Source organism: Streptomyces sp. UF-297 (genome assembly GCF_058245575.1).
This window is the reverse complement of sequence record NZ_JBSIBZ010000002.1, coordinates 40532-64298: the sequence shown is the minus strand read 5'-3', so window position 1 is coordinate 64298 and position 23767 is coordinate 40532. Positions and strand designations below refer to the sequence as shown.

The window sequence follows — 23767 nt, the reverse complement described above, 5'->3', positions numbered from 1 at the left end:
CGTGCCGTGCGCCCCACCGCCCCGCTGATTCTTCTCACCGCCGCAGTCGTCGCCACCGCAACGCTCACCGCGTGCGGCAGCGACTCGGGAAGCGACAAGAACACCGTCAAGGTCGCCTTCCCCAAGGACACCAACAACAAGGTCACGGTCCGGGACGACTATCTCGCGCTGGTGGCGAAGCAGTTCGAGAAGGACAACCCCGGCAAGAAGGTCAGACTGCTGCCGATCCAGGCGTCGGAGAACGACTACTACGCCAAGCTCCAGCAGATGATGCGCTCCCCCAAGACCGCCCCCGACCTGGTCTACGAGGACACCTTCCTCATCAACTCCGACATCAAGGCCGGGCTGCTGCGCCCCCTGGACCCCTATATCGCCAAGTGGGACGACTGGCGGCAGTTCGAGGACAGCGCCAAGAGCGCCGCCAAGGCCCAGGACGGGAAGACGTACGGCATCCCGGACGGCACGGACACCCGCGGGCTGTGGTTCAACAAGAAGATCTTCAAGAAGGCCGGGCTGCCCGCGGACTGGCAGCCCAAGACCTGGGACGAGGTGCTCTCCGCGGCCCGTACGGTCAAGAAGAAGGTGCCGGGCGTCATCCCGCTGAACGTCTTCACGGGCAAGGGCGCGGGCGAGGCCGCGGTGATGCAGGGCTTCGAGATGCTGCTGTACGGCACGGGCAAGGACCCGCTCTACGACCCGGCCGCCAAGAAGTGGGTGTCCGGCAGCAAGGGCTTCCGCGACAGCCTGGAGTTCATCGACACGGTCTACAAGGAGAAGCTCGGGCCGGATGTCTCCGACGCGCTGAGCGCCAACATCCAGACCAATGTGGCCACCGAGATGATGCCCGAGGAGAAACTCGCCATCAATCTGGACGGCTCCTGGCTGGGGCAGCAGTGGCAGAAGACGGGCGGCGGACGGCCGTGGCCCGAGTGGTCCACGACGCTGGGGCAGGCCCCCTTCCCCACCCAGGACGGCGCCGCGCCCGGCAAGGTGAGCCTGGCCGGCGGCTGGACCTGGTCCATTCCGCAGCGGTCCCAGAAGCCGGACCTGGCCTGGAAGTTGATCGAGAAGCTCCAGACGCAGCCCAACGCCGTCGAATGGTGTCTGCGCGGCGCCCAGATCGCGGTCCGCAAAGACGTGGCCGCCGACACCAAGTACCTCACGTCCATGCCCGGCATCGACTTCTTCACCGGACTAGTGGAGGTCAGCCAGTACCGCCCCGCGCTGCCGGTCTACCCCAAGGTCTCGGCGGCGATCGGTGAGGCGATGGAGTCGGTCACCGCGGGCGACGCCTCGCCGCAGCAGGCCGCGAAGCAGTACGACGAGCAGCTGCGGTCCATCACGGACGGCGCCGTCGTCACCAAGCCCTGACCGGCGCGCCGATGACCACCGTCGACAGAGCCACGCCCGCACTGCGCCCCGGCCGCGGATCCGGGCCGCGTACCCGCCTGCTGCGCTGGTCCCCCCTGGCACCGGCCACCACCCTCCTGTTGCTCTTCCTGGCCGGACCCATCGGTTACTGCGTCTATATCGCCTTCACCGATATGCAGCTCACCGGCCAGGAGTCCACGTCCTTCATCGGCCTGGACAACTTCCGCACCGCCTTCACCGACCACAACTTCCTCAACGCCGTCGTCCTGACGCTGGTGTTCACCCTCATCTCCTCCGTGCTGGGCCAGAACACCCTGGGCCTGGCACTGGCGGGCCTGATGCAGCGCGCCTCCCGCGCGGTACGCACCCTCACCGGCGCGGTCGTGATCACCGCCTGGGTCGTCCCGGAGATCGTGGCGGGCTTTCTCCTCTACACCTTCTTCGAGCGCCGCGGCACCCTCAACGCCGTCCTGGACTGGCTCCATCTCCCCGGCCAGAACTGGCTGTTCACCCTCCCGATCCTGGCGGTGTCCTTCGCCAACGTCTGGCGCGGCACCGCCTTCTCGATGCTGATCTACTCCGCCGCGCTCTCCGAGATCCCCAAGGAGGTCACCGAGTCGGCGCAGGTGGACGGCGCGGGCGGCTGGCGAAGGCTGTGGCACATCACCCTGCCGATGATCCGCCGCTCCATCGGCACCAATCTGATGCTCAACACCCTCCAGACGCTCTCCGTCTTCGGTCTGATCTGGGCCATGACCCGCGGCGGCCCCGGCAACCGCAGCCAGACCCTCCCGGTGTTCATGTACGACCAGGCCTTCCTCAAATCGCTGATCGGCTACGGCACCGCGGTCGCATTGCTGCTGCTCCTGGTCGGCGCGCTCTTCTCGCTGGTCTATCTGCGGCTGATGCGCGAGGAGGTGTGATGCGCCCGGTCCTGGCCCGTCGCACCCGCCACCGGCTGGCCGCCGATGCCGCCCTGCTGGCCGTGGCCGTGGCCTTCGCCGTCCCCCTCGCCTGGCTGGTGCTCTCCTCGATCGACGCCGAGGCGAACCTGCGCGTACGGCTGCCCTCCTCGCCGACCCTGGACAACTTCTCGGCGGTGCTGACCGACGAGATCACCTTCACACCGATGCTCAACAGCCTTCTGCTGTGCGGCGGCGCGACCCTGATCACGGTGGTGTGCGCGGCGCTGGCCGCCTATCCGCTCTCGCGCTACCGCTCCCGCTTCAGCCGCCCCTACCTGCTGACCATCCTCTTCTCCACCTGCCTCCCCATCACCGCGATCATGGTCCCGGTCTACGGCCTGTTCGTGCAGGTCAATCTGATCGACACCATGTACGGCACCTCGCTGTTCCTGGCAGCCGCCCAACTCCCTTTCGCCATCTGGCTGATGAAGAACTTCATGGACGGCGTGCCCAAGGTGCTGGAGGAGGCGGCCTGGACCGATGGCGCGTCCTGGTCCCAGACGCTGCTGCGGGTGATCCTCCCGCTGATGGGACCGGGCCTGACCGTCGTCACGATCTACACCTTCATCATGATGTGGGGCAACTTCTTCGTCCCCTTCATGCTGCTTCTGAGCCCCGAGCAACTCCCGGCCTCCGTCAGCATCTTCACCTTCTTCGGCAACTACGGCGCCATCGCCTTCGGTCAGCTCGCCGCCTTCTCGGTGCTGTACTCCACGCCCGTGATCCTGCTGTACGTCCTCATCTCGCGCCGTCTGGGCGGCGGCTTCGCGCTCGGCGGCGCGGTCAAGGGGTGAGGGGCCCGTCCTCCGGCAGGATGCCCGGGCGGAACGGCTCGACGCCGACCATATGGCGGCACTGGGTGGGTTCGATCAGCAGCATGACCCTGCGCTCGCCCGGTATCCGCCACTCGAACCGCTCGGTGCCGACGTACTTGCGGGCCAGCCGGTCCATCGCCCGCTCCGCCTCCTCGCCCTCGACGAAGCGGACCACCCGGCCGCGGATCTCCATGCGGTCGTAAGGGTTCTCCGGGTCGAAGTACGACAGGGACACCCGCGGATCGCGGCGCAGATTCTCCTCCTTGACCCGGCCGATGGCGGTGTTGACCATCACGTACTCGCCCTCGACATCGACCCACATGGGCGTCACCTGCGGCGCCCCGTCCAGTCCCACCGTCGCCAAGTGCCAGAAGTTCGGCTCCGCAAGCCGCTGCCGGATCCGCTCGTTCACCTTGTCCATACCGCCCTCGCTCCGTTCACACTTGCCGCTTGCCTGTCCGCGGACTAGCTTCTGCGTCCCGCTCGTACTCCTGTCCCGGCTGTGGAGGACTTATGAGTGCCAGACGCCCAACACCTCATTTACACCGCTCGCTGCATCCGGGTTCCCAAACACCCGCACGCCTTCGCGCAACCGCGCTCCTGCTCGCACTCCTGGCCCCGCTCGCCATGACCACGACCGGCACGGCCACCGCGACCGGCACGGCCCCCGCCGCCGACACGGCCACCGCCACCACCACGGCCCCCGCTGCCGAATCAGCCACCACCACAACCACCCTCACCGCCGTCACCACCACAACCACCGCTCCCGCCCCGTCCCGCCAGACGGCAGTACGCGGCGGCGACACCATCTACGGCAGCGGCGGCACCCGCTGCACCGTAGGCTTCAACGCCCGCCGCGGCGAGGCGTACCACGCGGTGGTCGAGGGCCGGTGCGCCGGGAGTGCCGGCACCACCTGGTACGCGGACCCGGCGCTGACCAAGCCGCTGGGCACCACCGCGGCGGTGAGCTTCCCCGGCACCGACTACGCCGCGATCCGCTACACCAGCACCGCCTTCTCCTACCCCGGCGAGATCAGCACCGGCGGCGGCCGGACCGTCGACATCACCGGCACCGTCCTGCCGCCCGCCGGTTCGCGGATCTGCCACGTCGGCCGCACCACGGGCCTGCAGTGCGGCACCGTCACGGCGCACAACGTCAGCATCACCTACCCCGAGGGCACGGTCCGCGGCCTGATCCGCTCCAACGCCTGCACCGAACCGGGCGACTGGGGAGGCCCCGCCTTCTCCGGCACCCTGGCGGTCGGCTTCATCGTCGGCGGCAGCGGCAACTGCTCCACCGGCGGTGTCACGTACTACCAGCCGATCCAGCCCGCGCTCACCGCGTACGGCCTGTCGGTCTACTGACCGCCGACGCGCCCCGTGCAGACCCACGCTCCGGGAGCTCCCATGCCACGCCAACTCCCCCACCCACCACTGCTGTTACGCACCCTGGCCACACCGAGGAGAGCCCTGCTGCTCCTTCTGGCCGTCGCCGCCACCCTCCTCACCACAACACCACCCGCCACAGCGGCCCCGGCCCCCGCCCCACCTCCCATCCGCGGCGGCGACACCCTCCACAGCGACCGGGGCGGCACCTGCGCCGTCGGCTTCAACGCCCGCAAAGGCAGCGCGCCGTACGCCATCGTGGAGGGCCGGTGCGCGTACGGCACCACCGACTGGTACGCCGACCGCGCCAGGACCGTCCACATCGCCGGCACGGTGGAATCCCGCTTCCCCGGCGAGGACTTCGCCGTCCTCCGCTACACCAGCCCCGACCGCTCCTACCCCAGCGAGATCGAACTCGGCGGCGGACAGGTCCTCGCCATCACCGGTGCCCAGTGGCCCACCGCAGGCCAGGCACTGTGCCGGGCCGGTCCGGCCACCGGCACCCACTGCGGCACCGTCCGCACCACCGACGTCTCGGTCGACTACCCCGAAGGCACGGTGCACGGCCTCTTCCAGGCGGACCTGTGCGCCGACCCCGGCGAGCCGGCCGGCGGCCCGGCCTTCTTTGGAGCCGGCGCGATCGGCCTCCTGGCCGCGGGAGGCGACTGCTCAGCGGGCGGCGACGGCTTCTACCAGCCGGTGCTCCCCGCCCTGGAGGCCTTCGGCCTCACCATCCCCTGAGCCCGCCCCGCACCCGTAAGGCCCCAGCCCGCAAGGCCCGCCCCCGTAAGCCCCCTCCCCCACAAAGCACTACCCCCACAAGCCCCCTCAACCACAAGCCCCCTCACCCACAAGGCGCCATAGCCGGCAGATCCCGCACCAGCCGCCCCCAGTCACCGCTGCGGTTCAGCGTGCACAAGCGGTCCGCGATCCGGTTGGCGTCGGTGTCCCACAGACGGGCCGACCCGTCCCCGCTGCCGGTCGCCAGCCCGCTGCCGTCCGGGCTGAAGGAGACCGAAGTCACCGCGTCCGTATGGCCGCTGAGGACGGCCTTGGGGCGGCGCTCCGGCAGGTCCCACAGGCGGACGGTGCGGTCGTACCCCCCGGTGGCGAGGGTGTGCCCGTCCGGGCTGAAGGCGACCGCGACGACGGTGCGGGAGTGGCCGCCGAGCGTGGTGACCACCCGGCGGGAGGCCAGGTCCCACAGGCGCACGGCCCCGCCCTTGCCGACGGTGGCCACGGTGCGGCCGTCCGGGGAGAAGGCGAGCGCGTGTGCGGCGTGCCCGGTGAGCGTGGTGCGTACCCGGTGTGTGACGGCGTCCCACACCCGTACCGCGCGGTCGGCGCCCGCCGTGGCCAGGGTGCGGCCGTCGGGCGCGTACGCCACCGCCGTCACCCGTCCCCGGTGGGCGGCGAGGCTGCGCAGCGCCCGCCCGGCCGCCGGGCTCCACAGCCGGGTGGTGCCGTCCGCGCTCCCGGTGGCGAGCGTGCGGCCGTCGGGCGCGAAGGCCGCCGTGGTCACCGCGCCCTGGTGCCCGCGCAGGACGGCGGTGGTGCGGCGGCTGACCAGGTCCCACAGCCGTACGGTGCGGTCCTCGCCGCCCGTGGCCAGCGTGCGGCCGTCCGGGGAGAAGACGGCCGTGCCGACGGCGGCGGTGTGCCCGGTGAGCGTGGCCCGCAGCCGGTTCCTGACCGCGTCCCACACTCGTACCGCGCGGTCGGCGCCCGCCGTGGCCACGGTGCGGCCGTCGGGCGCGTACGCCACCGCCGTCACCCGTCCCCGGTGGCCGGTCAGCCGGTTGGCGCGGCACTGGGCGAAGGCGCTGAGCAGGCTCCCCCGGGCCTCGACGGTACGCGCCTGCCGGTAGCCGTCCAGCGCGACCAGCGCCGCCGCCTGGGGCCGCTGCTGGAGCAGTTCGGCGGACTGGGCGGCCCGCTGCCGGGACACCGCCAGGCGGTGCTGCTCGGTGGCGTCCAGGCGCTGCTGCCAGGCGGTGACCAGGGAGGCGGCGGCGAACACCAGGAGGCATGCCAGCGCCTTCGGTATCAGGTAGGCGTGCCACCTGCGGCGGTGGGCGGCGCGGATGCCCGCACTCAGGAAGTCGGCCTCCAGGCGGTTCAGGCCGTACCGCTGGCCGTGGTCGCGCGCCAGCCTGCGCGCGAGGACCAGCTGGGTGCCGCGGTACAGCGCGTCGGCGTCGCGGCCCAGTTCGTGCCAGGCGCGGGCGGCGCCGGTGAGCCTGCGGTGGGTGCGCAGCGCCTCGCGGTCCTCGTTGAGCCAGCGCGCCAGCCGGGGCCAGGAGCGGATGATCGCCTCGTGGGCGACCTCGACCGCGCCGTCGCAGAGCACCAGCAGCCGGGCGGCGGCCAGTTGCCGCAGCACGCCCTGGACGGTCTGCGGCGCGGCGATCCCGTCCAGTTCGGCCGGCTCCAGGCGGCGCCGGGTGTCCTCGGTGCCGTCGCCGAGCGCCGTCAGCCGCAGGAACACCGCGCGTATGACGTCCTGTTGGACCCGCGGGGCCCGGTGGTACATCCGCTCGGCCCGCTGCGCCACGGCGCCGGAGATGCCGCCCGACGCCTGGTGGTCGGCCAGCCGCAGCGCGTCGCCCGCGCGCCGCTCCCAGGCCTCCCGCATCGCGTGCGCGACCAGCGCCAGCGCGCCGGGCTGGCCGTCCGCCTCGCCGAGCACGACCTGCAGCAGGTCCGCCTCCACCCGCACTCCGGCGCGGGCGGCGGGCTCGGTGATGATCTCCCGCAACTCCTGCCGGGTGGGCGGCCCCACGGGCAGCTGCACTCCCGCGCGCAGGGCGGCCGCCAGTCCGGGGTGCGCGAAGCAGCGCGCGGAGAAATCGGCGCGCATCCCGAGGACGAGGCGCACCCGCGCCCCTGCCGCCCGGGTGAAGTCGCCCACCGCCTCCAGGAAGGCGGCCCGCTCCGCCGTGTCGGCGCAGCGCGTGAAGACCTCCTCGAACTGGTCGATGACGATCAGGACATGGACGTCCTCCGCCTGCCCGGCCAGCCAGGTGCGCACCGCGATGTCCAGGGCGCCGGGCTCCGCGGCGAGCCCCTTGCGCAGGCGGTCCGCTCCGGAGCCGGCACGGCTGTACGTCCCCAGGGCCGCGGGGGCGTACGGGCCGTACTCGGCACCGTCGCACGCATCGGAACCGACGAGCCCGCTCACCGCCGCCGCCAGCTCCGACAGCGGCCGCGCCCCCGGTGTCAGCAGCGCCACCCGCCACCGGTCGCCCAGGTCCGGCAGCAGTCCGGCCCGCAGCAAGGAGGTCTTTCCACTGCCCGAGGCGCCCAGCAGCACGGTCAGCGGCTGCCGTTCAACGCTGCTGGACAACTCCTTGACCAGCTCCGAACGCCCGAAGAAGACCTCGGCGTCCGCGGTCTCGAAGGCGGCAGGACCGGGGTAGGGACACCTTCCGCTCCCGTCCGCCGCGCCGTGCGCACCGTCCGCCGACTGCCCTGCCGAGGCGGCCCGCCAGCGCACTTCCCACTCCTCGGTGTCCCCACCACATGCCCGTACGTAGGCGAGGAGCACCTCCAGCGACGGAAGTCGGTCACCTTTGGCCGCTTCGGCCAACGTACTTGCGGAGTAGTGGGCCTTCTTGGCCAGCGCCCGATAGCTCGGCGCGCCCGCTCCCTCCCGCAGTCTGCGCAGGTCCCACGCCAGGCGTTCGACCGGTCCCGCGTCGGGGTCGACCGGGTTCTCCGGCCGCCCCGTACGAGGCCTGCGCCGGCCCGTCCCCCTGCTTCCCACCTTGTTGTTCGTACTGTCCCCCGTCACGGACTCCCCTTCTCCGTTCCGCTTCGCCCCACGCGGCCCGCGTGGCGCAACAGCTCCATTGTCCGCCTTGTTTGTCACCTCCCGGCTGTGATTTCGGACAACCGTCCGACGGGCCAACGTCGTTGGGGCCGGAGCCACCAGGGCGCCGGAGCACGGCGGGACCCCGGGCACGACCCGGCCCGGACCCGCACTCGTACTGACCCAAGGACGGAACACATGAAGCGCAAGCTCGCACTCACCGTTGGCGTCGCGGTCCTCGGCGGCGCCGTTCTGACCGGCTTCGCCCCGGCGGCCGGCGCGGCCCCGGTCGACGCGCAGGCCATCCGCGGCAAGGTCACCCTCTACCAGGCCGCCAACTACAAGGAGGGCCACAAGAGTTACAAGAAGGACGACAAGCACCTCGGCAACGACAAGTTCCACAACGGCGTCACCGTGGGCGACAAGGTCAGCTCGGTGAAGAACAAGTCCAACCGCTCGGTGCGCCTGTACAAGCACGCCAACTTCATGGGCCCCTCCACGAAGATCAAGCCGGGTAAGAAGATCGCTCACCTGCGGGGCTACGCCGTCGGCAACGACGCCGCGAGCAGCATCGACTTCCTGTAAGGAGTCACCCCCTCCAGGCCCTTGCGGCCGGTGACCGGCACGCGGCTTCCCGTCGCTGCGGTCACCGGCCGCGCACCGCACCGACCCAAGGACGGAAGACATGAAGCGCAAGCTCGCCCTCACCATGGGCGTCGCCCTTCTCGGCGGCGCCGCCCTCACCGGCTTCGCCCCGGCGGCCGGAGCCGCGCCCGCCACCACCTCCGACGCTCAGGCACGGGGCGCCGTATGGCTGTACCAGCTTCCGAACTACCGAGGTGGCAAAGCCAAGTTCACCAGGAGCGACGAGAACCTCGCGAACAACAAGTACGACAACCGCGTGACCGTCAACAACCGCGTGCGCTCGGTGAAGAACAAGTCCAACCGCACCCTGCGCCTGTACGACAAGCCCCATTTCACCGGCCCCGTCTACACGATCAAGGCGGGAAAGCAGAGCCCCCGCCTGCCCGCCATCGGTGACGGTGTGAGCGCCATCCACTTCTGAGGAGCCACCGTGCCCAAGCCCCCGCGCCCGCTGGCCGGCGCGCTGCTTCTCGCCCTGCTGGCCACCGGCTGCGCAGGGGCCACGGCCGGACCTGCGAACCCGCCGGACCGGCCCGCCGCGCCACCCGCCAGTACGGAGTCCAAGAAGCTGACCCTCCCCTTCGACGCCTACGAACTCTCCGCAGCCGACGCCCGCACCGTCGAGTCCGCCGAGGACGAACTCCTGCGCTCCTGCATGCGCGAGCGCGGCCTGGCCTGGAAGGTGCTGCCGCGCGCCAGGGCCGCGGATCTCGATCCGCCGCACCGCAGGCGTTACGGCGTCATCGAGGCCGAGGTCGCCCGGCGCTACGGTTTCCGCCCGCCGCCCGCCCCGTCCGGGGAGTCCCGCCACAAGGCGGACCTCGAAGCGCGCCAGAAGGCCCTCGCCCCCAAGGAGGCGCGCGCCGCCTACGGGACCGACGGCACCGGCGGCTGCTGGAAGAGGGCGCACAGCAGGCTCCAGCAGGGCGTCCCCGAGACCGACGACTCCGCCTTCGACAACCTGGTGACGCGGGGCTTCGAGGCCTCGCGCCGCGACCGGGAGGTCCTGCGGGCCCTCGACGCCTGGCGCGGGTGCATGCGGCAGGCCGGTTTCCGCTACGACGACCCGCTGCGGGCCGCCGCCGACCCCCGGTGGGAAGAGCCCGAGGGCCGCGCCTCCGCCGAAGAGATCAAGGCCGCCACCGCCGACGTCCGCTGCAAGCAGGAGACCCGCCTGGTCGCGGCCTGGTCCGCCGCCGAGAGCCGGCTCCAGGAGGCCGCGATCCGGCAGCACCCCGCTCTCTTCCGTACGTTGCGCAGCGCCAACCAGCGCCTGCTGGGCGCGGCCCGCGAGGTCCTGGGAGAGAAGACCGCCGCGCCGTAACCGACCCGCCCGTAGGTTCCTACGACGTACGGGCTTGGGCGTCCGCACCATGGCCCCCGCGCCCGTCTGCTCCTACGGTGTGCCCGTGCACACGCAACCCGAGGGCCCCCGCCGGCCGCCCTTCGACGCCCGGGCCGCACGGCGGTTGCGCGAGGGGCTGGGGATGACGCCCGCGCACGTCTCCTACGGGATCTGGGCGGCGTACGGACTGCAGGTGCCGCCCGCCACCGTCGCGGCCTGGGAGCAGGGTCATCAGGCGCCCACCGAGGCCGAGTTGAGCGCGCTGGCCGGTGCGCTGTGGTGTGCGCCGGGCGATCTGATCGGGGTGCCGGACACGCTGCGCGCGTACCGCATGGCGCGCGGGCTGGCGGCCGCGGAGGTGGCCTCGCGCATCGGGATGGCGGCGTCCGCGTACGAGCGGGCCGAGGCCACGGGGCAGTGGCGCGGCAACGACCGCCAGGCGGGCGCGCTGGCGGCGGCGCTCGGCCTGCCGCCGCCCGCGCTGATCCGGCTGACCGGCCGCGACGGGGAGCTGACCGAGCTGCTGCGCGGCGCGGTCACCACCCGGTGGCAGGCGTATGTGCGGCCGGTGGGCAAGATGGTGTCCCTGCCCAGGCAGCGCGTCCAGGAAGTGCTGCGGGAGCTGCACGGGGAGTACCAGGCGCGGATGGCCGCCACCCTCAACTGGGGCGGTGGCCAGGCCTCCCAGGAGTCGGGCGAGGCCGGCCGGGCCTTCCTCGACGGCGTCCTGGGAGAGTTCTGGGAGCGGGCCGGCGAAGGGTGGGGAGCACGGTGAGCGACGGCAGCGGCGCCGACGGCCCGGTGGAGGCCGACTTCTGGTTCGATCCGGTGTGCCCGTACACCTGGATCGCGTCCCGGTGGCTGCTGGAGGTGACGGCCGTACGGCAGGTGCGGGTGCGCTGGCGGCTGATGAGCCTGCAGGTCCTCAACGAGGGCCGGGAGGTCGACCCGGAGGACCCCGAGGGCGAGTGGGGCGAGTATCTGTGGGCGCCGGTGCGGGTGTGCGCGGCGGTGGAGCAGCGCTACGGGCAGGAGGCGCTCGGGCGGTTCTACACCGCGCTCGGTGAGCGGCTCCAGCGCGGCGAGTGGGACGGCATCCCGGCCGCGCTCGCCGCCCTCGGGCTGTCCCAGGAACTGGCCGGCGCGGGCGGCACTCAGGAGTACGACCCGGTGGTGCGCGCCTCGCACGCCGAGGCCCTCGCGCTGGTCGGAGAGGATGTGGGCACACCCGTGATCGCCGTACGGGAGCAGCGAGGCGCGGGGAATCCGCGGTCCCCTAGGGGGCACCGGCCGGGTGTCCGCGCCGCGTTCTTCGGCCCCGTCGTCTCCCCGGTGCCGCGCGGCGAGCAGGCCGGCCGCCTGTGGGACGGGCTGCTGCTGATGGCGGGTGTGGAGGGCTTCTTCGAGCTGCGCCGCCCGGCCTCGCCGACCCCGGTGGTGGACGCCGGGCCCGCCCTGTAGGCGGCCGCGCGCCCCGCCGGCCGCCACCCCGTAGTGGAGCCCGTCAGCCTAAAGTCTGACTCCGGTCCGTCCCCGGTATGACAGCCCTTGGCGCCATTGCACTTTCGGCCGGTCGCTCTTTCGGCACTTCCGGCTGAGGTTTCGGCTGACCTGCGCATTCGAGAATTGGGGGGCCAGAAACCTTTAGTCACCCCCTCCCCAGGAGCCCACCGTGTCCCACGCGGCCGCCTTCCCCGCCCCCGCCCGAGCCGCAACGGCAGTCGCCGCCCGTGCCACGGACCTCAGCAAGGTCTACGGACAGGGCGAGACCCGCGTCGTCGCCCTGGACTCGGTGTCCGTGGAGTTCGGCCGCGCCCGCTTCACCGCGATCATGGGCCCCTCGGGCTCGGGCAAGTCGACGCTGATGCACTGCATGGCGGGCCTGGACTCCATATCCTCGGGCTCGGCCCGCATCGGCGAGACGGAGCTGTCCTCGCTGGGCGACAAGCAGCTGACCCGGCTGCGCCGCGACAAGATCGGCTTCATCTTCCAGGCGTTCAACCTGCTCCCGACGCTGACCGCGGCGGAGAACATCACGCTGCCCATGGACATCGCCGGCCGCAAGCCCGACCAGCAGTGGCTCAGCCGGGTCATCGAGACGGTCGGCCTCTCGGGCCGCCTGACGCACCGCCCCGCGCAGCTCTCCGGCGGCCAGCAGCAGCGCGTCGCGGTGGCCCGCGCGCTGGCCTCCCAGCCCGAGATCATCTTCGCCGACGAGCCCACCGGCAACCTCGACTCCCGCTCCGGCGCCGAGGTCCTGGGTTTCCTGCGCGAGTCCGTACGCGCCATGGAGCAGACCGTGGTGATGGTCACCCACGACCCGGTCGCCGCCTCCTACGCGGACCGCGTGATCTTCCTGGCCGACGGCCGGATCGTCGACGAGTTGCACGAGCCGACCGCGGACGCCGTCCTGGACCGGATGCGCCTGTTCGACTCCAAGGGCCGTACGAGCTGACCCCGGCCGCGCCCGCCGACGTACTCATCCACCCGGCTCCCCGCCCGGCACCCCAGGACTGACACCACCACCATGCTTCGTACTGCCTTGCGCAACCTCCTTGCGCACAAAGCCCGTCTGATCATGACCGCGCTCGCGGTCGTGCTCGGCACCGCGTTCGTCTCCGGCACCCTGATCTTCAGCGACACGGTCGGCAGCGCCTACCGGAGCGCCATGGCCAACAGCCTCAAGGACGTGGCCGTCTCCGTACGCCCCGAGTTCCCGCCGCCCGCCGGCGGCGGGGAGGAGGAGCCCGCCAACGGCAAGCCCCAGTCCGCGCTGACCGACAAGGTCGCCGACACGCTGCGCGCGCTGCCCGGCGTGGCCTCGGTGCGCCCCTCCGTGACCGGCGACGCCGTCCTGGTGGGCAAGGACAATCAGCGGCTGGGCAACGAGTGGGGCAACAGGGGCACCAACTACGTCCCCGGCCGGGACGGCAAGGACAGCACCTACCCGCTGAAGGAGGGCCGCGGCCCGGCCTCCTCCGGCGAGATCGTGCTGGACGCCAAGACCGCCGCGGCAGGCGGCTACCGGATCGGCGACACGGTCCGCTTCGCCACCGACGGACCGGCGCTGACCAAGAAGCTGGTCGGCACCGTCGAGAGCGACAACCCGCAGGTCAAGGCGGGTGCCACCCTCGCCCTGTTCGACACCGCCACCGCGCAGAAGCTCTTTGGCCACCCCGGTCAGTACGACGAGATGGTGCTGTCCGCCACCCCCGGCACCGACGACCAGGCGCTGACCGCGAAGGTGCGCCAGGTCCTGCCCAAGGACCGCGCCTCGGCCACCAGCGGCACCGAACTGGCCGACCAGGAAGCCAAGATGATCGCCGAGCAGAGCGGCTCGCTGACCAAGACGCTGCTGGCCTTCGCCGCTATCGCGCTGTTCGTCGGCATCTTCATCATCACCAACACCTTCACCATGCTCATCGCCCAGCGCAGCCGTGAGATCGCGCTGATGCGCGCGGTCGGCGCCTCCCGTCGCCAGGTGGTGCGCTCGGTGCTGGTCGAGGCGGGCCTGCTGGGTCTTTTCTCCTCCGCCATCGGCTTCGTCCTGGGCACCGGCATCGCGATGGGCCTGCGCCCGCTGCTGAACGCCACGGGCGCCGGCTTCCCCGACGGCCCGCTGGTCATCGGCCTCGCACCGGTCCTCTCGGCGCTGGCCGTCGGCGTGCTGGTGACCGTGCTGGCCGCCTGGCTGCCGTCCCGCAAGGCCGCGAAGATCGCCCCGATCGAGGCGCTGAGCACCGTCGAGGCGGCGCCCGCGCCGCGCAGCCTGGTGGTGCGCAACTCCATCGGCGCGGCCGTCACCGCCCTCGGTGTGGCGATCATGCTGTACGTGTCCACCATCAAGGACAGCAGCGGTCTGACGCCCGCCATGGCCGGCTCGGCGCTGACCATGGTCGGCATGATCATCCTGGCGCCGCTGCTGTCCCGGCCGCTGGTCGCGCTGGCCGGCAAGGTCACCACCAAGCTGTTCGGTGTCACCGGCAAGCTGGCCAAGCAGAACGCGCTGCGCAACCCGCGCCGTACCGCCGCCACCGCCTCGGCCCTCATGATCGGCCTGGCGCTGATCACCGGCATGACGGTGGGCGGCAACTCCCTCCAGCGGGCCATGGACGAGATGGTCGCCAAGGACCTCAAGGCCGACTACGCGGTCACCACCTCCAACTTCGAGGGCCTGGACCCGAAGCTGTCGCAGAAGGTCGCCCAGCTCCCGGGCGTCGAGGCCGCCACCGCCATCCGTTCCGTCGGCTTCCAGACCTCGGGCGGGTTCGGCACCCTCACCGGCGCCGGCTCCGGTCAGCTGGACAAGGTCACCGATGTCCGCTTCGTGAGCGGTTCCCTGGACGCGGTGCGCGGCAACGGCATCGCCGTCTCCGAGACCAAGGCCAAGGAGCTGGGCTGGAAGCTCGGTGACACCCCCGAGGTGGAGTTCTACCGCGGCAAGGACAAGAAGCAGCAGCTGAAGGTCACCGGCATCTACGTGGACAACCACATCGCCCACGACATCCTCGCCGACACCTCCCTGATCGACCCGCGCCTCAAGCCCGTCAAGGACGACAAGCTCCTGGTGAAGGCCGCGAGCGGCAAGGAATCGGGCCTGGACAAGGAGATCCGCGAGGCGCTGGGCAACAGCCCGCTGCTCAAGGTCCAGGACAAGAACGACATGCGCAAGGAGGGCGCGGGCACCATCAACACCATCCTGAACATGATGTACGGGCTGCTCGGCATGGCCGTGATCATCGCGGTGCTCGGCGTCATCAACACCCTGGCGATGTCGGTCTTCGAGCGCACCCGCGAGATCGGGATGCTGCGCGCGATCGGTCTGGCCCGCAGCGGCATCAAGCAGATGGTCCGGCTGGAGTCCATCGTGATCTCGCTGTTCGGCGCGGTCCTGGGCATCGGCGTCGGGATCTTCCTGGCCTGGGCCGCCGGCGGCATGACCGCCTCCTCCATGCCGGCGTACGAACTGGCGCTGCCCTGGGGCCGCCTCGGCCTGTTCTTCCTGATCGCGCTGGTGGTCGGCGTACTGGCCGCGGTCTGGCCGGCCCGCCGCGCCGCCCGCCTGAACATGCTGGAGTCCATCAACGCGCAGTAGCCGCGGCGCACGACACCGGGCAGGCCCCCGCTTCGAACTCCGGGCGGGGGCCTGCCCGTTGGCGTACCCGCAGGGGCGTACGGCCCACGGCACAGGTGCCCGGCGCGGCCGGGCCGCTCCCGCCCCGCCGCACCCACCTTTTGGTAACCACCCACTTCAAAGTGCGTACTTGTCGCAGGTCAGGGCCTGCACGAGGCTGATGGAGGCGCGCCCGGCCAACCCTCTCCCACACTCTCAGGAGCACCCGTATGTCCAGCACCACCTCCGTCACCGTCCTCGGCCTCGGCGCCATGGGCCAGGCCATCGCCCAGGCCTTCCTGGACGCGGGCCACCCCACCACCGTGTGGAACCGCAGCCCCGCCAAGGCCGAGGGGCCGGCCGCCCAGGGGGCCGTCGCCGCCCCCACCGCCGCCGAGGCGGTCGCCGCGAGCGAGCTGACCTTCGTCTGCCTGCTGGACTACGACTCCGTCCACGACGTCCTGGACCCCGTCGCCTCCCGGCTCGCCGGCCGCACCCTGGTCAACCTCACCAACAGCACCCCCGAGCAGGCCCGCGCCTTCGCCATCTGGGCCCAGGAACTGGGCGTCACCTATCTCGACGGCGGCATGATGGCCACCCCGCCGATGATCGCCAAGCCCGGTGCGCTCTTCTTCTACAGCGGCGAGCGGTCCGCCTTCGAGGCCCACCGGCCCGTCCTGGAGCGGCTGAGCGACGCCCACTTCGTCGGCACCGACCCCGGCCTCGCCGCCCTCTGGGACCTCTCCCTGCTCAGCGGGATGTACGGCCTGATCTCCGGCATCCTGCACTCCTACGCCCTGATCGGCTCGGAGAAGATCCCGGCGGGCGACTTCGCGCCCTTCCTCAAGGCGTGGCTGACCGCCATGGCCGAGGCCACCGACTCCTACGCACACCAGCTGGACACCGGCGACCACACCGCGGGCGTGGTCTCCAACCTGGCCATGCAGACCGTCGGCTTCGACAACATCCTCCAGGTGGCCGAGGACCAGGGCGTGAGCACCGAACTCCTGGCCCCCCTCAAGCCGTTGATGCAGCGCCGGGTGGCCGACGGCTTCGGCGACGGCGACCTGTCCTCCCTCGTCGGACTCCTGCGGAAGGGCAGGTGAACCCCATGAGCGCCGCACCGGTGACCGTCCTCGGCCTGGGCTCCATGGGCCACGCCCTGGCCGCCGCCTTCCTGGCGGCGGGCCACCCCACGACCGTGTGGAACCGTACCGCCGCCAAGGCCGACGCTCTCGTCGAGCGGGGCGCCGCCCGCGCCGCGACCGTCCGGGAGGCAACTGCCGCGAGCCCACTGGTCGTCGCCTGCCTCCTGGACCACGACTCCGTGCACCAGGCCCTGGACCCGGTGGTGGACACCCTCCGCGGCCGGACCCTGGTCAACCTCACCAACAACACCCCGGAGCAGGCCCGCGAGCTGGCCCGGTGGGCGGACCGGCACGGCATCGGCTTCGTCGACGGCGGCATCATGGCCGTCCCGGCGACCATCGCGACGCCGGAGGCCTTCGTCCTCTACAGCGGACCGGAAGCGGTCCTCGCCCCGCACCGCGCGACCCTGAAGGCTCTGGGCGAGGTCACCTACCTCGGCGAAGACGTGTCGACGGCCTCACTCGTGGACCTGTCGCTGCTGGCCGGGATGTCGCTGATGTTCGCGGGCTTCTTCCAGTCGGTGGCCATGGCGACCTCCCAAGAGGGCGTACGCGCCGCCGAGTTCACCGAGCTGCTGGTGCCCTGGCTGACCTCGATGGCCGCCGTCATGCCGGCCTTCGCCGCCGAGGTGGACGCCGCCGACGGCCCGCCCGGACCGGGCACGAGCATGGAGGGCGCCATCGCCGGCACCCTCAACGTCCTGCGGGCAAGCCAGGAGCAGGGGGTGCGGACCGCCCTGCTCGACCCGTACATGGACGCACTGCGCGAGCAGGCCGCGGCGGGCCTGACCACCTTCAGCCCGGCCGCCGTCGTCGCCCTTCTCACGACGCGCCCGTAACAGCCCCGCACAGCACGAAGGCGGGGGGGCCCCCCCCCCCCCCCCCCCCCCCTCGCTGGTGTCCTGCGCAGGACCGCAAACCCTCCGGTCAGAAGACCGACTCTGCCTCGTCCATGCGGTTCACCGGCACCCGCTTCAGTTCGGTGACCGCCTCCGCCAGCGGCACCATCGCGATGTCCGTGCCGCGCAGCGCGGTCATCATGCCGAACTCGCTGCGGTGCGCGGCCTCGACGGCGTGCCAGCCGAAGCGGGTGGCCAGCACCCGGTCGTAGGCGGTGGGGGTGCCGCCGCGCTGGACGTGGCCGAGGATGACCGGGCGGGCCTCCTTGCCCAGGCGGTTCTCCAACTCGACGGCGAGCTTGGTGCCGATGCCCTGGAAGCGCTCGTGGCCGAACTGGTCGATGGCGCCCTTGCCGTAATCCATGGAGCCCTCGACGGGGTGCGCGCCCTCGGCGACGCAGATGACGGCGAACTTCTTGCCGCGCGAGAAGCGCTCCTCGACCATCTTGACCAGGTCGTCGACCTCGAAGGGCCGCTCGGGCAGGCAGATGCCGTGCGCGCCGCCGGCCATGCCGGACTCCAGCGCGATCCAGCCCGCGTGCCGGCCCATGACCTCCACGACCATGACGCGCTGGTGCGACTCGGCGGTGGTCTTGAGGCGGTCGATGGCCTCCGTCGCGACGCCCACGGCCGTGTCGAAGCCGAAGGTGCGGTCGGTGGAGGAGATGTCGTTGTCGATGGTCTTGGGGACGCCGACGATGGGCAGCCCGGCGTCCGAGAGCATCTTGGAGGCGGTGAGCGTGCCCTCGCCGCCGATGGGAATCAGCACATCGATGCCGTACTCACGAGCCAGGTCCTTGCCCGCGTCGCAGGCCTCGCGCAGCCGGTTCCGCTCCAGGCGGGCGGAGCCCAGAATCGTTCCGCCACGGGCGAGGATGCCGCTGACCGAGTCCAGGTCCAGCTTGCGGAAGCGACCGTCCAGGAGACCCTTGAAGCCGTCCTCGAAACCGATGACCTCGTCGTCGTGACCCGTCAGGGCGCGGTGCACCACGGACCGGATCACAGCATTGAGGCCGGGGCAGTCTCCGCCCGCGGTGAGGACTCCGATACGCATCGTGCTGTGTCTCCTGTGCTCGCTGTTGGTTCTTGTGAGCCAGTCCGATTGTTTCACGGGCCGGCGAGCCCTGCCCTCACACGCCCGGGCCATCCCTCCGGTCTCCCCTGTAAAACTGGGGGAGCGACCTATCCACAGACGCGGGTATTGTCAAGAGGGGCAAGCCCACCATAACGGGTATTTTGACCTTGCGAGCAACGGAATGGATCGGAGAGCACGCGTGACGCGCAGCGTGTACGTGACCGGGATCGACCGCGGCGATGGCCGCCAGGTCATCGAGCTGGGAGTCATGGAGCTCCTGACCCGCCATGTCGACCGGGTGGGCGTCTTCCGCCCGCTGGTCCATGACGGACCGGACCGCCTGTTCGATCTGCTGCGGGCCCGCTACCGGCTCACGCAGCCCGCCGACACCGTATACGGCATGAGCTACGAGGACGCCGGCGCCCTCCAGGCCGAGCAGGGCACCGACGAGCTGGTCTCCCAGCTCGTGGACCGCTTCCACCAGGTGGCCAGGGACTACGAGTACGTGCTGGTGCTGGGCACGGACTACGCCTCCACCAGCCTGCCCGCCGAGCTGAACCTGAACGCCCGCCTGGCCAACGAGTTCGGCGCCTCCCTCGTCCCCGTCGTCGGCGGCCAGGGCCAGGAGGCGGAGTCCGTACGGGCCGAGGCGCGCAACGCCTACCGCGCCTTCCACTCGCTGGGCTGCGACGTGGTCGCCATGGTCGTGAACCGGGTGGACCCCGCCGAGCGCGAGGCGATCGCCGAGCGCCTGTCCGCCCGCCTCCCCGTCCCCTGCTACGCCCTGCCCGAGGACGGCGCCCTCTCCGCGCCCACCGTCGGCCAGATCGTGCACACGCTCGGCGCCGAGGTCCTGCTGGGCGACGACTCCGGGCTCGCCCGCGACGCCCGCGACTTCGTCTTCGGCGGCGCCATGCTGCCGACCTTCCTCAAGGCGCTGACCCCCGGCTGCCTGGTGGTCACCCCCGGCGACCGCGCCGACCTGGTCATCGGCTCGCTGGCCGCGCACAGCGCCGGCGCCCCGGCGATAGCCGGCGTCCTGCTGACCCTGGACGAGCGGCCCGGCCCCGACATCATGGCGCTGGCCAACCGCCTGGCCCCCGGCACCCCGGTCCTCGCCGTATCCGGCGGCTCCTTCCCCACCGCCGCCGAGCTGTTCGCCGTCGAGGGCAAGCTGAACGCCGCCTCCCCGCGCAAGGCGGAGACCGCGCTCGGCCTGTTCGAGCGGCACGTGGACACCGCGGAGCTGACGAACCGTATCTCCGTCGCCCGCTCCAGCCGCGTCACGCCGATGATGTTCGAGCACGAGCTGATCGAGCGCTCCCGCTCGGGCCGCCGCCGCGTGGTGCTGCCCGAGGGCACCGAGGAGCGCGTGCTGCGCGCCGCCGACGTCCTGCTGCGCCGCGACGTGTGCGACCTGACGCTGCTGGGCGAGTACGACGCGGTCCGCAAGCGCGCCGCCGAGCTGGGCATCGACCTGGGCGAGGCGGAGGTCGTCGACCCGCAGACCTCCCCGCTGCGCGAGCGCTTCGCCGAGCTGTACGCCAAGCTGCGCGCCCACAAGGGCGTCACCTACGAGCTGGCCTACGACGTGGTCGCCGATGTCTCCTACTTCGGCACGCTGATGGTCCAGGAGGGCCTGGCCGACGGCATGGTCTCCGGCGCGGTGCACTCCACCGCCGCCACCATCCGCCCCGCCTTCGAGATCATCAAGACCAGGCCGGGCGCCAAGATCGTCTCCTCGGTCTTCTTCATGTGCCTGGCCGACCGGGTGCTGGTCTACGGCGACTGCGCGGTCAACCCCGACCCCAACGCCGAGCAGCTGGCCGACATCGCCATCCAGTCGGCCACCACCGCCGCCCAGTTCGGCGTCGAGCCGCGCATCGCGATGCTCTCGTACTCCACCGGCACCTCCGGCTCCGGCGCGGACGTGGACAAGGTCCGCAAGGCCACCGAGATCGTCCGCGAGCTCCGTCCCGACCTGCTGGTCGAGGGCCCGATTCAGTACGACGCCGCCGTGGACGCCAAGGTCGCCGCCACCAAGCTGCCCGACTCCCAGGTCGCGGGCCGGGCCACCGTGCTGATCTTCCCGGACCTGAACACCGGCAACAACACCTACAAGGCCGTGCAGCGCTCGGCCGGCGCGGTCGCCGTCGGACCCGTCCTGCAGGGTCTGCGCAAGCCGGTCAACGACCTCTCGCGCGGCGCCCTGGTCCAGGACATCGTCAACACCGTCGCCATCACGGCCATCCAGGCGCAGGGGGCACAGCCGGCCGCAGCGCAGGCCGACGCCACGCCGCCGGCCGCCGGCTGACCCCGCAGAACAACCGCAGCTCCCCCCACGACCAACCGGAAAGCTCCTCCATGACTGCCAACGCCACCCGAGTCCTCGTCCTCAACTCCGGCTCCTCGTCGGTGAAGTACCAGCTCCTCGACATGACCGACGGCACCCGCCTGGCCGTCGGCCTGGTCGAGAAGATCGGCGAGCAGACCTCGCGCCTGGTCCACACCCCGCTGGCCACCGGCGGCGCCAAGCGTGAGCACGAGGCCCCGATGGCCGACCACGAGGCCGCGCTGAAGGCCGTCGCGCAGGAGCTGTCCTCCGACGGGCTGGGCCTGGACTCCCCGGAGCTGGCCGCCATCGGCCACCGCGTCGTGCACGGCGGGCGCAAGTTCACCGAGCCGACCGTGGTCACCGAGGAGGTGCTGGCGGAGATCGAGCGGCTGATCCCGGTCGCCCCGCTGCACAACCCGGCCAACATCACCGGCATCAAGACCGCCCAGGGCCTGCGCCCCGACCTGCCCCAGGTCGCGGTCTTCGACACCGCCTTCCACACCACGATGCCGGAGTACGCGGCGCGCTACGCCATCGACACCGAGACCGCGGACGCGCACATGATCCGCCGCTACGGTTTCCACGGCACCTCGCACGCCTACGTCTCCCGCGAGACCGCCAAGCTGCTCGACAAGGACCCCGCTGAGGTCAATGTCATCGTGCTGCACCTGGGCAACGGCGCCTCGGCCTCCGCGGTGTCCGGCGGCCGCTGCGTGGACACCTCCATGGGCCTGACCCCGCTGGAGGGCCTGGTCATGGGCACCCGCTCCGGCGACCTGGACCCGGCGGTCATCTTCCACCTCCAGCGCAACGCGGGCATGTCCGCCGACGAGGTCGACACCCTGCTCAACAAGAAGAGCGGCCTGATCGGCCTGTGCGGCGACAACGACATGCGCGAGATCCGCCGCCGCATCGACGAGGGCGACCAGCAGGCCGAGCTGGCCTTCGACATCTACATCCACCGACTGAAGAAGTACATCGGCGCCTACAGCGCGGTGCTCGGCCGGGTGGACGCGGTGGCCTTCACCGCGGGCGTCGGCGAGAACGCCGCCCCGGTGCGCGAGGCCGCGATCGCGGGCCTGGAGGAGCTGGGCCTGGCGGTGGACGCCGACCTGAACGCCGTGCGCGGCGACGAGCCCCGTCTGATCTCCCCCAACTACGCCCGGGTCGCCGTCGCCGTCGTCCCCACCGACGAGGAGCTGGAGATCGCCACCCAGGCATACGCCCTGGTCAACGGCTAGCCCTGGCGTTTCCCCCAACGTAAATATTCCGCTCCGAAACAAAGCGATAGGATCCAGCCATGCGCCGTTCCAAAATCGTCTGCACCCTGGGCCCCGCCGTCGACTCCGAAGAGCAGCTCGTCTCGCTGATCGAGGCCGGCATGAACGTGGCCCGCTTCAACTTCAGCCACGGCACGCACGCCGAGCACCAGGGGCGCTACGACCGCGTCCGCGCTGCCGCTGAGAAGACCGGCAAGGCGGTCGGCGTCCTCGCCGACCTGCAGGGGCCGAAGATCCGCCTGGAGACCTTCGCCGAGGGCCCGGTCGAGCTGGTGCGCGGCGACGAGTTCACCATCACGACGGAGGACGTGCCCGGCGACAAGTCGATCTGCGGCACGACCTACAAGGGCCTGCCCGGCGACGTCCAGAAGGGCGACCCGGTCCTCATCAACGACGGCAACGTCGAGCTGAAGGTGACCGGCGTCGACGGGCCGCGCGTACAGACGATCGTCATCGAGGGCGGTGTCATCTCCGACCACAAGGGCATCAACCTGCCCGGCGCGGCGGTGAACGTCCCGGCCCTGTCCGAGAAGGACATCGAGGACCTGAAGTTCGCCCTCGGCATGGGCTGCGACCTGGTCGCGCTCTCCTTCGTCCGCGACGCCAACGACGTCAAGGACGTCCACAAGGTCATGGACGAGGTCGGCCGCCGCGTCCCGGTCATCGCCAAGGTGGAGAAGCCGCAGGCCGTCGAGAACATGGCGGACGTCGTCGCCGCGTTCGACGGCGTGATGGTGGCCCGCGGTGACCTGGCCGTCGAGTACCCGCTCGAGAAGGTCCCGATGGTGCAAAAGCGCCTCGTGGAGATGTGCCGCCGCAACGCCAAGCCGGTGATCGTCGCGACCCAGATGATGGAGTCGATGATCACCAACTCGCGGCCGACCCGCGCCGAGGCCTCCGACGTCGCCAACGCCATCCTGGACGGCGCCGACGCGGTCATGCTCTCCGCGGAGTCCTCGGTCGGCGCCTACCCGATCGAGACGGTCAAGACCATGTCGAAGATCGTCAAGGCGGCGGAGGAGGAGCTCCTCTCCAAGGGCCTGCAGCCCCTGGTCCCCGGCAAGAAGCCGCGTACGCAGGGCGGTTCGGTCGCCCGCGCGGCCTGCGAGATCGCCGACTTCCTCCAGGGCAAGGCGCTGGTCGCCTTCACCAAGTCCGGCGACACGGCCCGCCGCCTGTCCCGCTACCGCGCCGCCCAGCCCATCCTGGCCTTCACCACCGACCAGGAGACCCGCAACCAGCTCGCCCTGAGCTGGGGCGTGGAGTCCTTCGTCGTCCCGCACGTGGACAACACCGACGCCATGGTCGAGCTGGTCGACGCCGAGCTCATCAAGCTCAACCGCTTCAACAACGGCGACACCGCCGTCATCACCGCCGGCTCGCCCCCCGGCGTCCCCGGCACCACCAACATGGTCCGCGTCCACCACCTGGGCAACGGCTGCCGCGACTGAGACCTCACCACCCCACACCGGTGACCTGAGTCCCACACACCACTGAGGGCGCCCCCTTTTTCGAGGGGGCGCCCTCAGTGGTGACGTCACGACGGGACGAGACAGCAGCCACGGCGAAGCAGCGCGAG

Annotated in this window: 20 protein-coding genes; 17 read left to right on the top strand and 3 right to left on the bottom strand. The window is 71.4% G+C overall.

What is annotated here, in order from left to right:
• The first annotated feature begins 6 nt into the window (after nucleotides 1-6).
• The 3 genes from AC4IJH_RS02430 to AC4IJH_RS02420 are packed head-to-tail and all read left to right on the top strand — an operon-like array spanning nucleotide 7 to nucleotide 3130.
• Entirely contained in the window at nucleotides 7-1371 is a 1365-nt protein-coding gene (locus AC4IJH_RS02430; protein ID WP_490849772.1) for an extracellular solute-binding protein, read from the top strand.
• An 11-nt stretch (nucleotides 1372-1382) separates the two neighbouring features.
• Nucleotides 1383-2294, top strand: a complete 912-nt coding sequence (locus AC4IJH_RS02425; RefSeq protein WP_490849771.1) for a carbohydrate ABC transporter permease — start codon at nucleotides 1383-1385, stop codon at nucleotides 2292-2294.
• On the top strand, nucleotides 2294-3130 hold the full coding sequence (locus tag AC4IJH_RS02420; RefSeq protein WP_490849770.1) for a carbohydrate ABC transporter permease: 837 nt from the start codon (nucleotides 2294-2296) through the stop codon (nucleotides 3128-3130). Before AC4IJH_RS02425 ends, AC4IJH_RS02420 begins: the two co-directional genes overlap by 1 nt.
• Here the strand turns inward: AC4IJH_RS02420 and AC4IJH_RS02415 are convergent.
• The gene (locus tag AC4IJH_RS02415; protein WP_490849769.1) at nucleotides 3120-3572 is read right to left on the bottom strand and encodes a PPOX class F420-dependent oxidoreductase; all 453 of its coding nucleotides are present in this window, start codon (nucleotides 3570-3572) and stop codon (nucleotides 3120-3122) included. The genes AC4IJH_RS02420 and AC4IJH_RS02415 overlap by 11 nt on opposite strands.
• A gap of 206 nt (nucleotides 3573-3778) precedes the next feature.
• Between AC4IJH_RS02415 and AC4IJH_RS02410 the strand changes: the two genes are divergently transcribed.
• Nucleotides 3779-4516 (top strand): S1 family peptidase, encoded by a 738-nt coding sequence (locus tag AC4IJH_RS02410; RefSeq protein WP_490849768.1) that lies wholly within the window; start codon nucleotides 3779-3781, stop codon nucleotides 4514-4516.
• A 42-nt stretch (nucleotides 4517-4558) separates the two neighbouring features.
• Nucleotides 4559-5278 carry a S1 family peptidase gene (locus AC4IJH_RS02405; protein ID WP_490849767.1) on the top strand — a complete coding sequence of 240 codons (720 nt, stop codon included), beginning with the start codon at nucleotides 4559-4561 and terminating at the stop codon, nucleotides 5276-5278.
• 103 nt (nucleotides 5279-5381) lie between these two features.
• On the opposite strand, the gene AC4IJH_RS02400 is transcribed toward AC4IJH_RS02405, so the two are convergent.
• Nucleotides 5382-8330 carry an nSTAND1 domain-containing NTPase gene (locus AC4IJH_RS02400; RefSeq protein WP_490849766.1) on the bottom strand — a complete coding sequence of 983 codons (2949 nt, stop codon included), beginning with the start codon at nucleotides 8328-8330 and terminating at the stop codon, nucleotides 5382-5384.
• A 216-nt stretch (nucleotides 8331-8546) separates the two neighbouring features.
• Between AC4IJH_RS02400 and AC4IJH_RS02395 the strand changes: the two genes are divergently transcribed.
• The 9 genes from AC4IJH_RS02395 to AC4IJH_RS02355 all read left to right on the top strand — a co-directional run bounded on the left by AC4IJH_RS02395 (nucleotide 8547) and on the right by AC4IJH_RS02355 (nucleotide 17438).
• Nucleotides 8547-8933 carry a peptidase inhibitor family I36 protein gene (locus tag AC4IJH_RS02395; RefSeq protein ID WP_490849765.1) on the top strand — a complete coding sequence of 129 codons (387 nt, stop codon included), beginning with the start codon at nucleotides 8547-8549 and terminating at the stop codon, nucleotides 8931-8933.
• A 100-nt stretch (nucleotides 8934-9033) separates the two neighbouring features.
• Nucleotides 9034-9414 carry a peptidase inhibitor family I36 protein gene (locus AC4IJH_RS02390; protein WP_490849764.1) on the top strand — a complete coding sequence of 127 codons (381 nt, stop codon included), beginning with the start codon at nucleotides 9034-9036 and terminating at the stop codon, nucleotides 9412-9414.
• A 9-nt stretch (nucleotides 9415-9423) separates the two neighbouring features.
• The gene (locus AC4IJH_RS02385; RefSeq protein ID WP_490849763.1) at nucleotides 9424-10317 is read left to right on the top strand and encodes a hypothetical protein; all 894 of its coding nucleotides are present in this window, start codon (nucleotides 9424-9426) and stop codon (nucleotides 10315-10317) included.
• A 79-nt stretch (nucleotides 10318-10396) separates the two neighbouring features.
• Nucleotides 10397-11113, top strand: coding sequence for a helix-turn-helix domain-containing protein (locus AC4IJH_RS02380; protein WP_490849874.1), 717 nt, complete (start codon nucleotides 10397-10399; stop codon nucleotides 11111-11113).
• Nucleotides 11110-11799, top strand: coding sequence for a mycothiol-dependent nitroreductase Rv2466c family protein (locus AC4IJH_RS02375; RefSeq protein WP_490849762.1), 690 nt, complete (start codon nucleotides 11110-11112; stop codon nucleotides 11797-11799). The genes AC4IJH_RS02380 and AC4IJH_RS02375 overlap by 4 nt, the downstream gene beginning before the upstream one ends.
• A gap of 211 nt (nucleotides 11800-12010) precedes the next feature.
• Nucleotides 12011-12793 (top strand): ABC transporter ATP-binding protein, encoded by a 783-nt coding sequence (locus AC4IJH_RS02370; protein WP_490849761.1) that lies wholly within the window; start codon nucleotides 12011-12013, stop codon nucleotides 12791-12793.
• A 72-nt stretch (nucleotides 12794-12865) separates the two neighbouring features.
• The gene (locus tag AC4IJH_RS02365) at nucleotides 12866-15433 is read left to right on the top strand and encodes an ABC transporter permease (protein WP_490849760.1); all 2568 of its coding nucleotides are present in this window, start codon (nucleotides 12866-12868) and stop codon (nucleotides 15431-15433) included.
• 248 nt (nucleotides 15434-15681) lie between these two features.
• The gene (locus AC4IJH_RS02360) at nucleotides 15682-16557 is read left to right on the top strand and encodes an NAD(P)-dependent oxidoreductase (RefSeq protein ID WP_490849759.1); all 876 of its coding nucleotides are present in this window, start codon (nucleotides 15682-15684) and stop codon (nucleotides 16555-16557) included.
• A 5-nt stretch (nucleotides 16558-16562) separates the two neighbouring features.
• The gene (locus AC4IJH_RS02355; RefSeq protein WP_490849758.1) at nucleotides 16563-17438 is read left to right on the top strand and encodes an NAD(P)-dependent oxidoreductase; all 876 of its coding nucleotides are present in this window, start codon (nucleotides 16563-16565) and stop codon (nucleotides 17436-17438) included.
• An 88-nt stretch (nucleotides 17439-17526) separates the two neighbouring features.
• On the opposite strand, the gene AC4IJH_RS02350 is transcribed toward AC4IJH_RS02355, so the two are convergent.
• Nucleotides 17527-18552 (bottom strand): ATP-dependent 6-phosphofructokinase, encoded by a 1026-nt coding sequence (locus AC4IJH_RS02350; RefSeq protein WP_490849757.1) that lies wholly within the window; start codon nucleotides 18550-18552, stop codon nucleotides 17527-17529.
• Nucleotides 18553-18772: 220 nt separating this feature from the next.
• Here AC4IJH_RS02350 and pta point away from each other — a divergent pair, with 220 nt between their 5' ends.
• From pta to pyk, 3 genes are read left to right on the top strand one after another with little or no spacing between them, the layout of a single operon-like run.
• Nucleotides 18773-20887: a phosphate acetyltransferase gene (gene pta / locus AC4IJH_RS02345; RefSeq protein ID WP_490849756.1), complete on the top strand. Its 2115-nt coding sequence runs from the start codon at nucleotides 18773-18775 to the stop codon at nucleotides 20885-20887.
• Nucleotides 20888-20937: 50 nt separating this feature from the next.
• Nucleotides 20938-22149: an acetate kinase gene (locus AC4IJH_RS02340; protein ID WP_490849755.1), complete on the top strand. Its 1212-nt coding sequence runs from the start codon at nucleotides 20938-20940 to the stop codon at nucleotides 22147-22149.
• Between the two features lie 59 nt (nucleotides 22150-22208).
• Nucleotides 22209-23639, top strand: a complete 1431-nt coding sequence (gene pyk / locus AC4IJH_RS02335) for a pyruvate kinase (RefSeq protein WP_490849754.1) — start codon at nucleotides 22209-22211, stop codon at nucleotides 23637-23639.
• Nucleotides 23640-23767 lie beyond the last annotated feature (128 nt).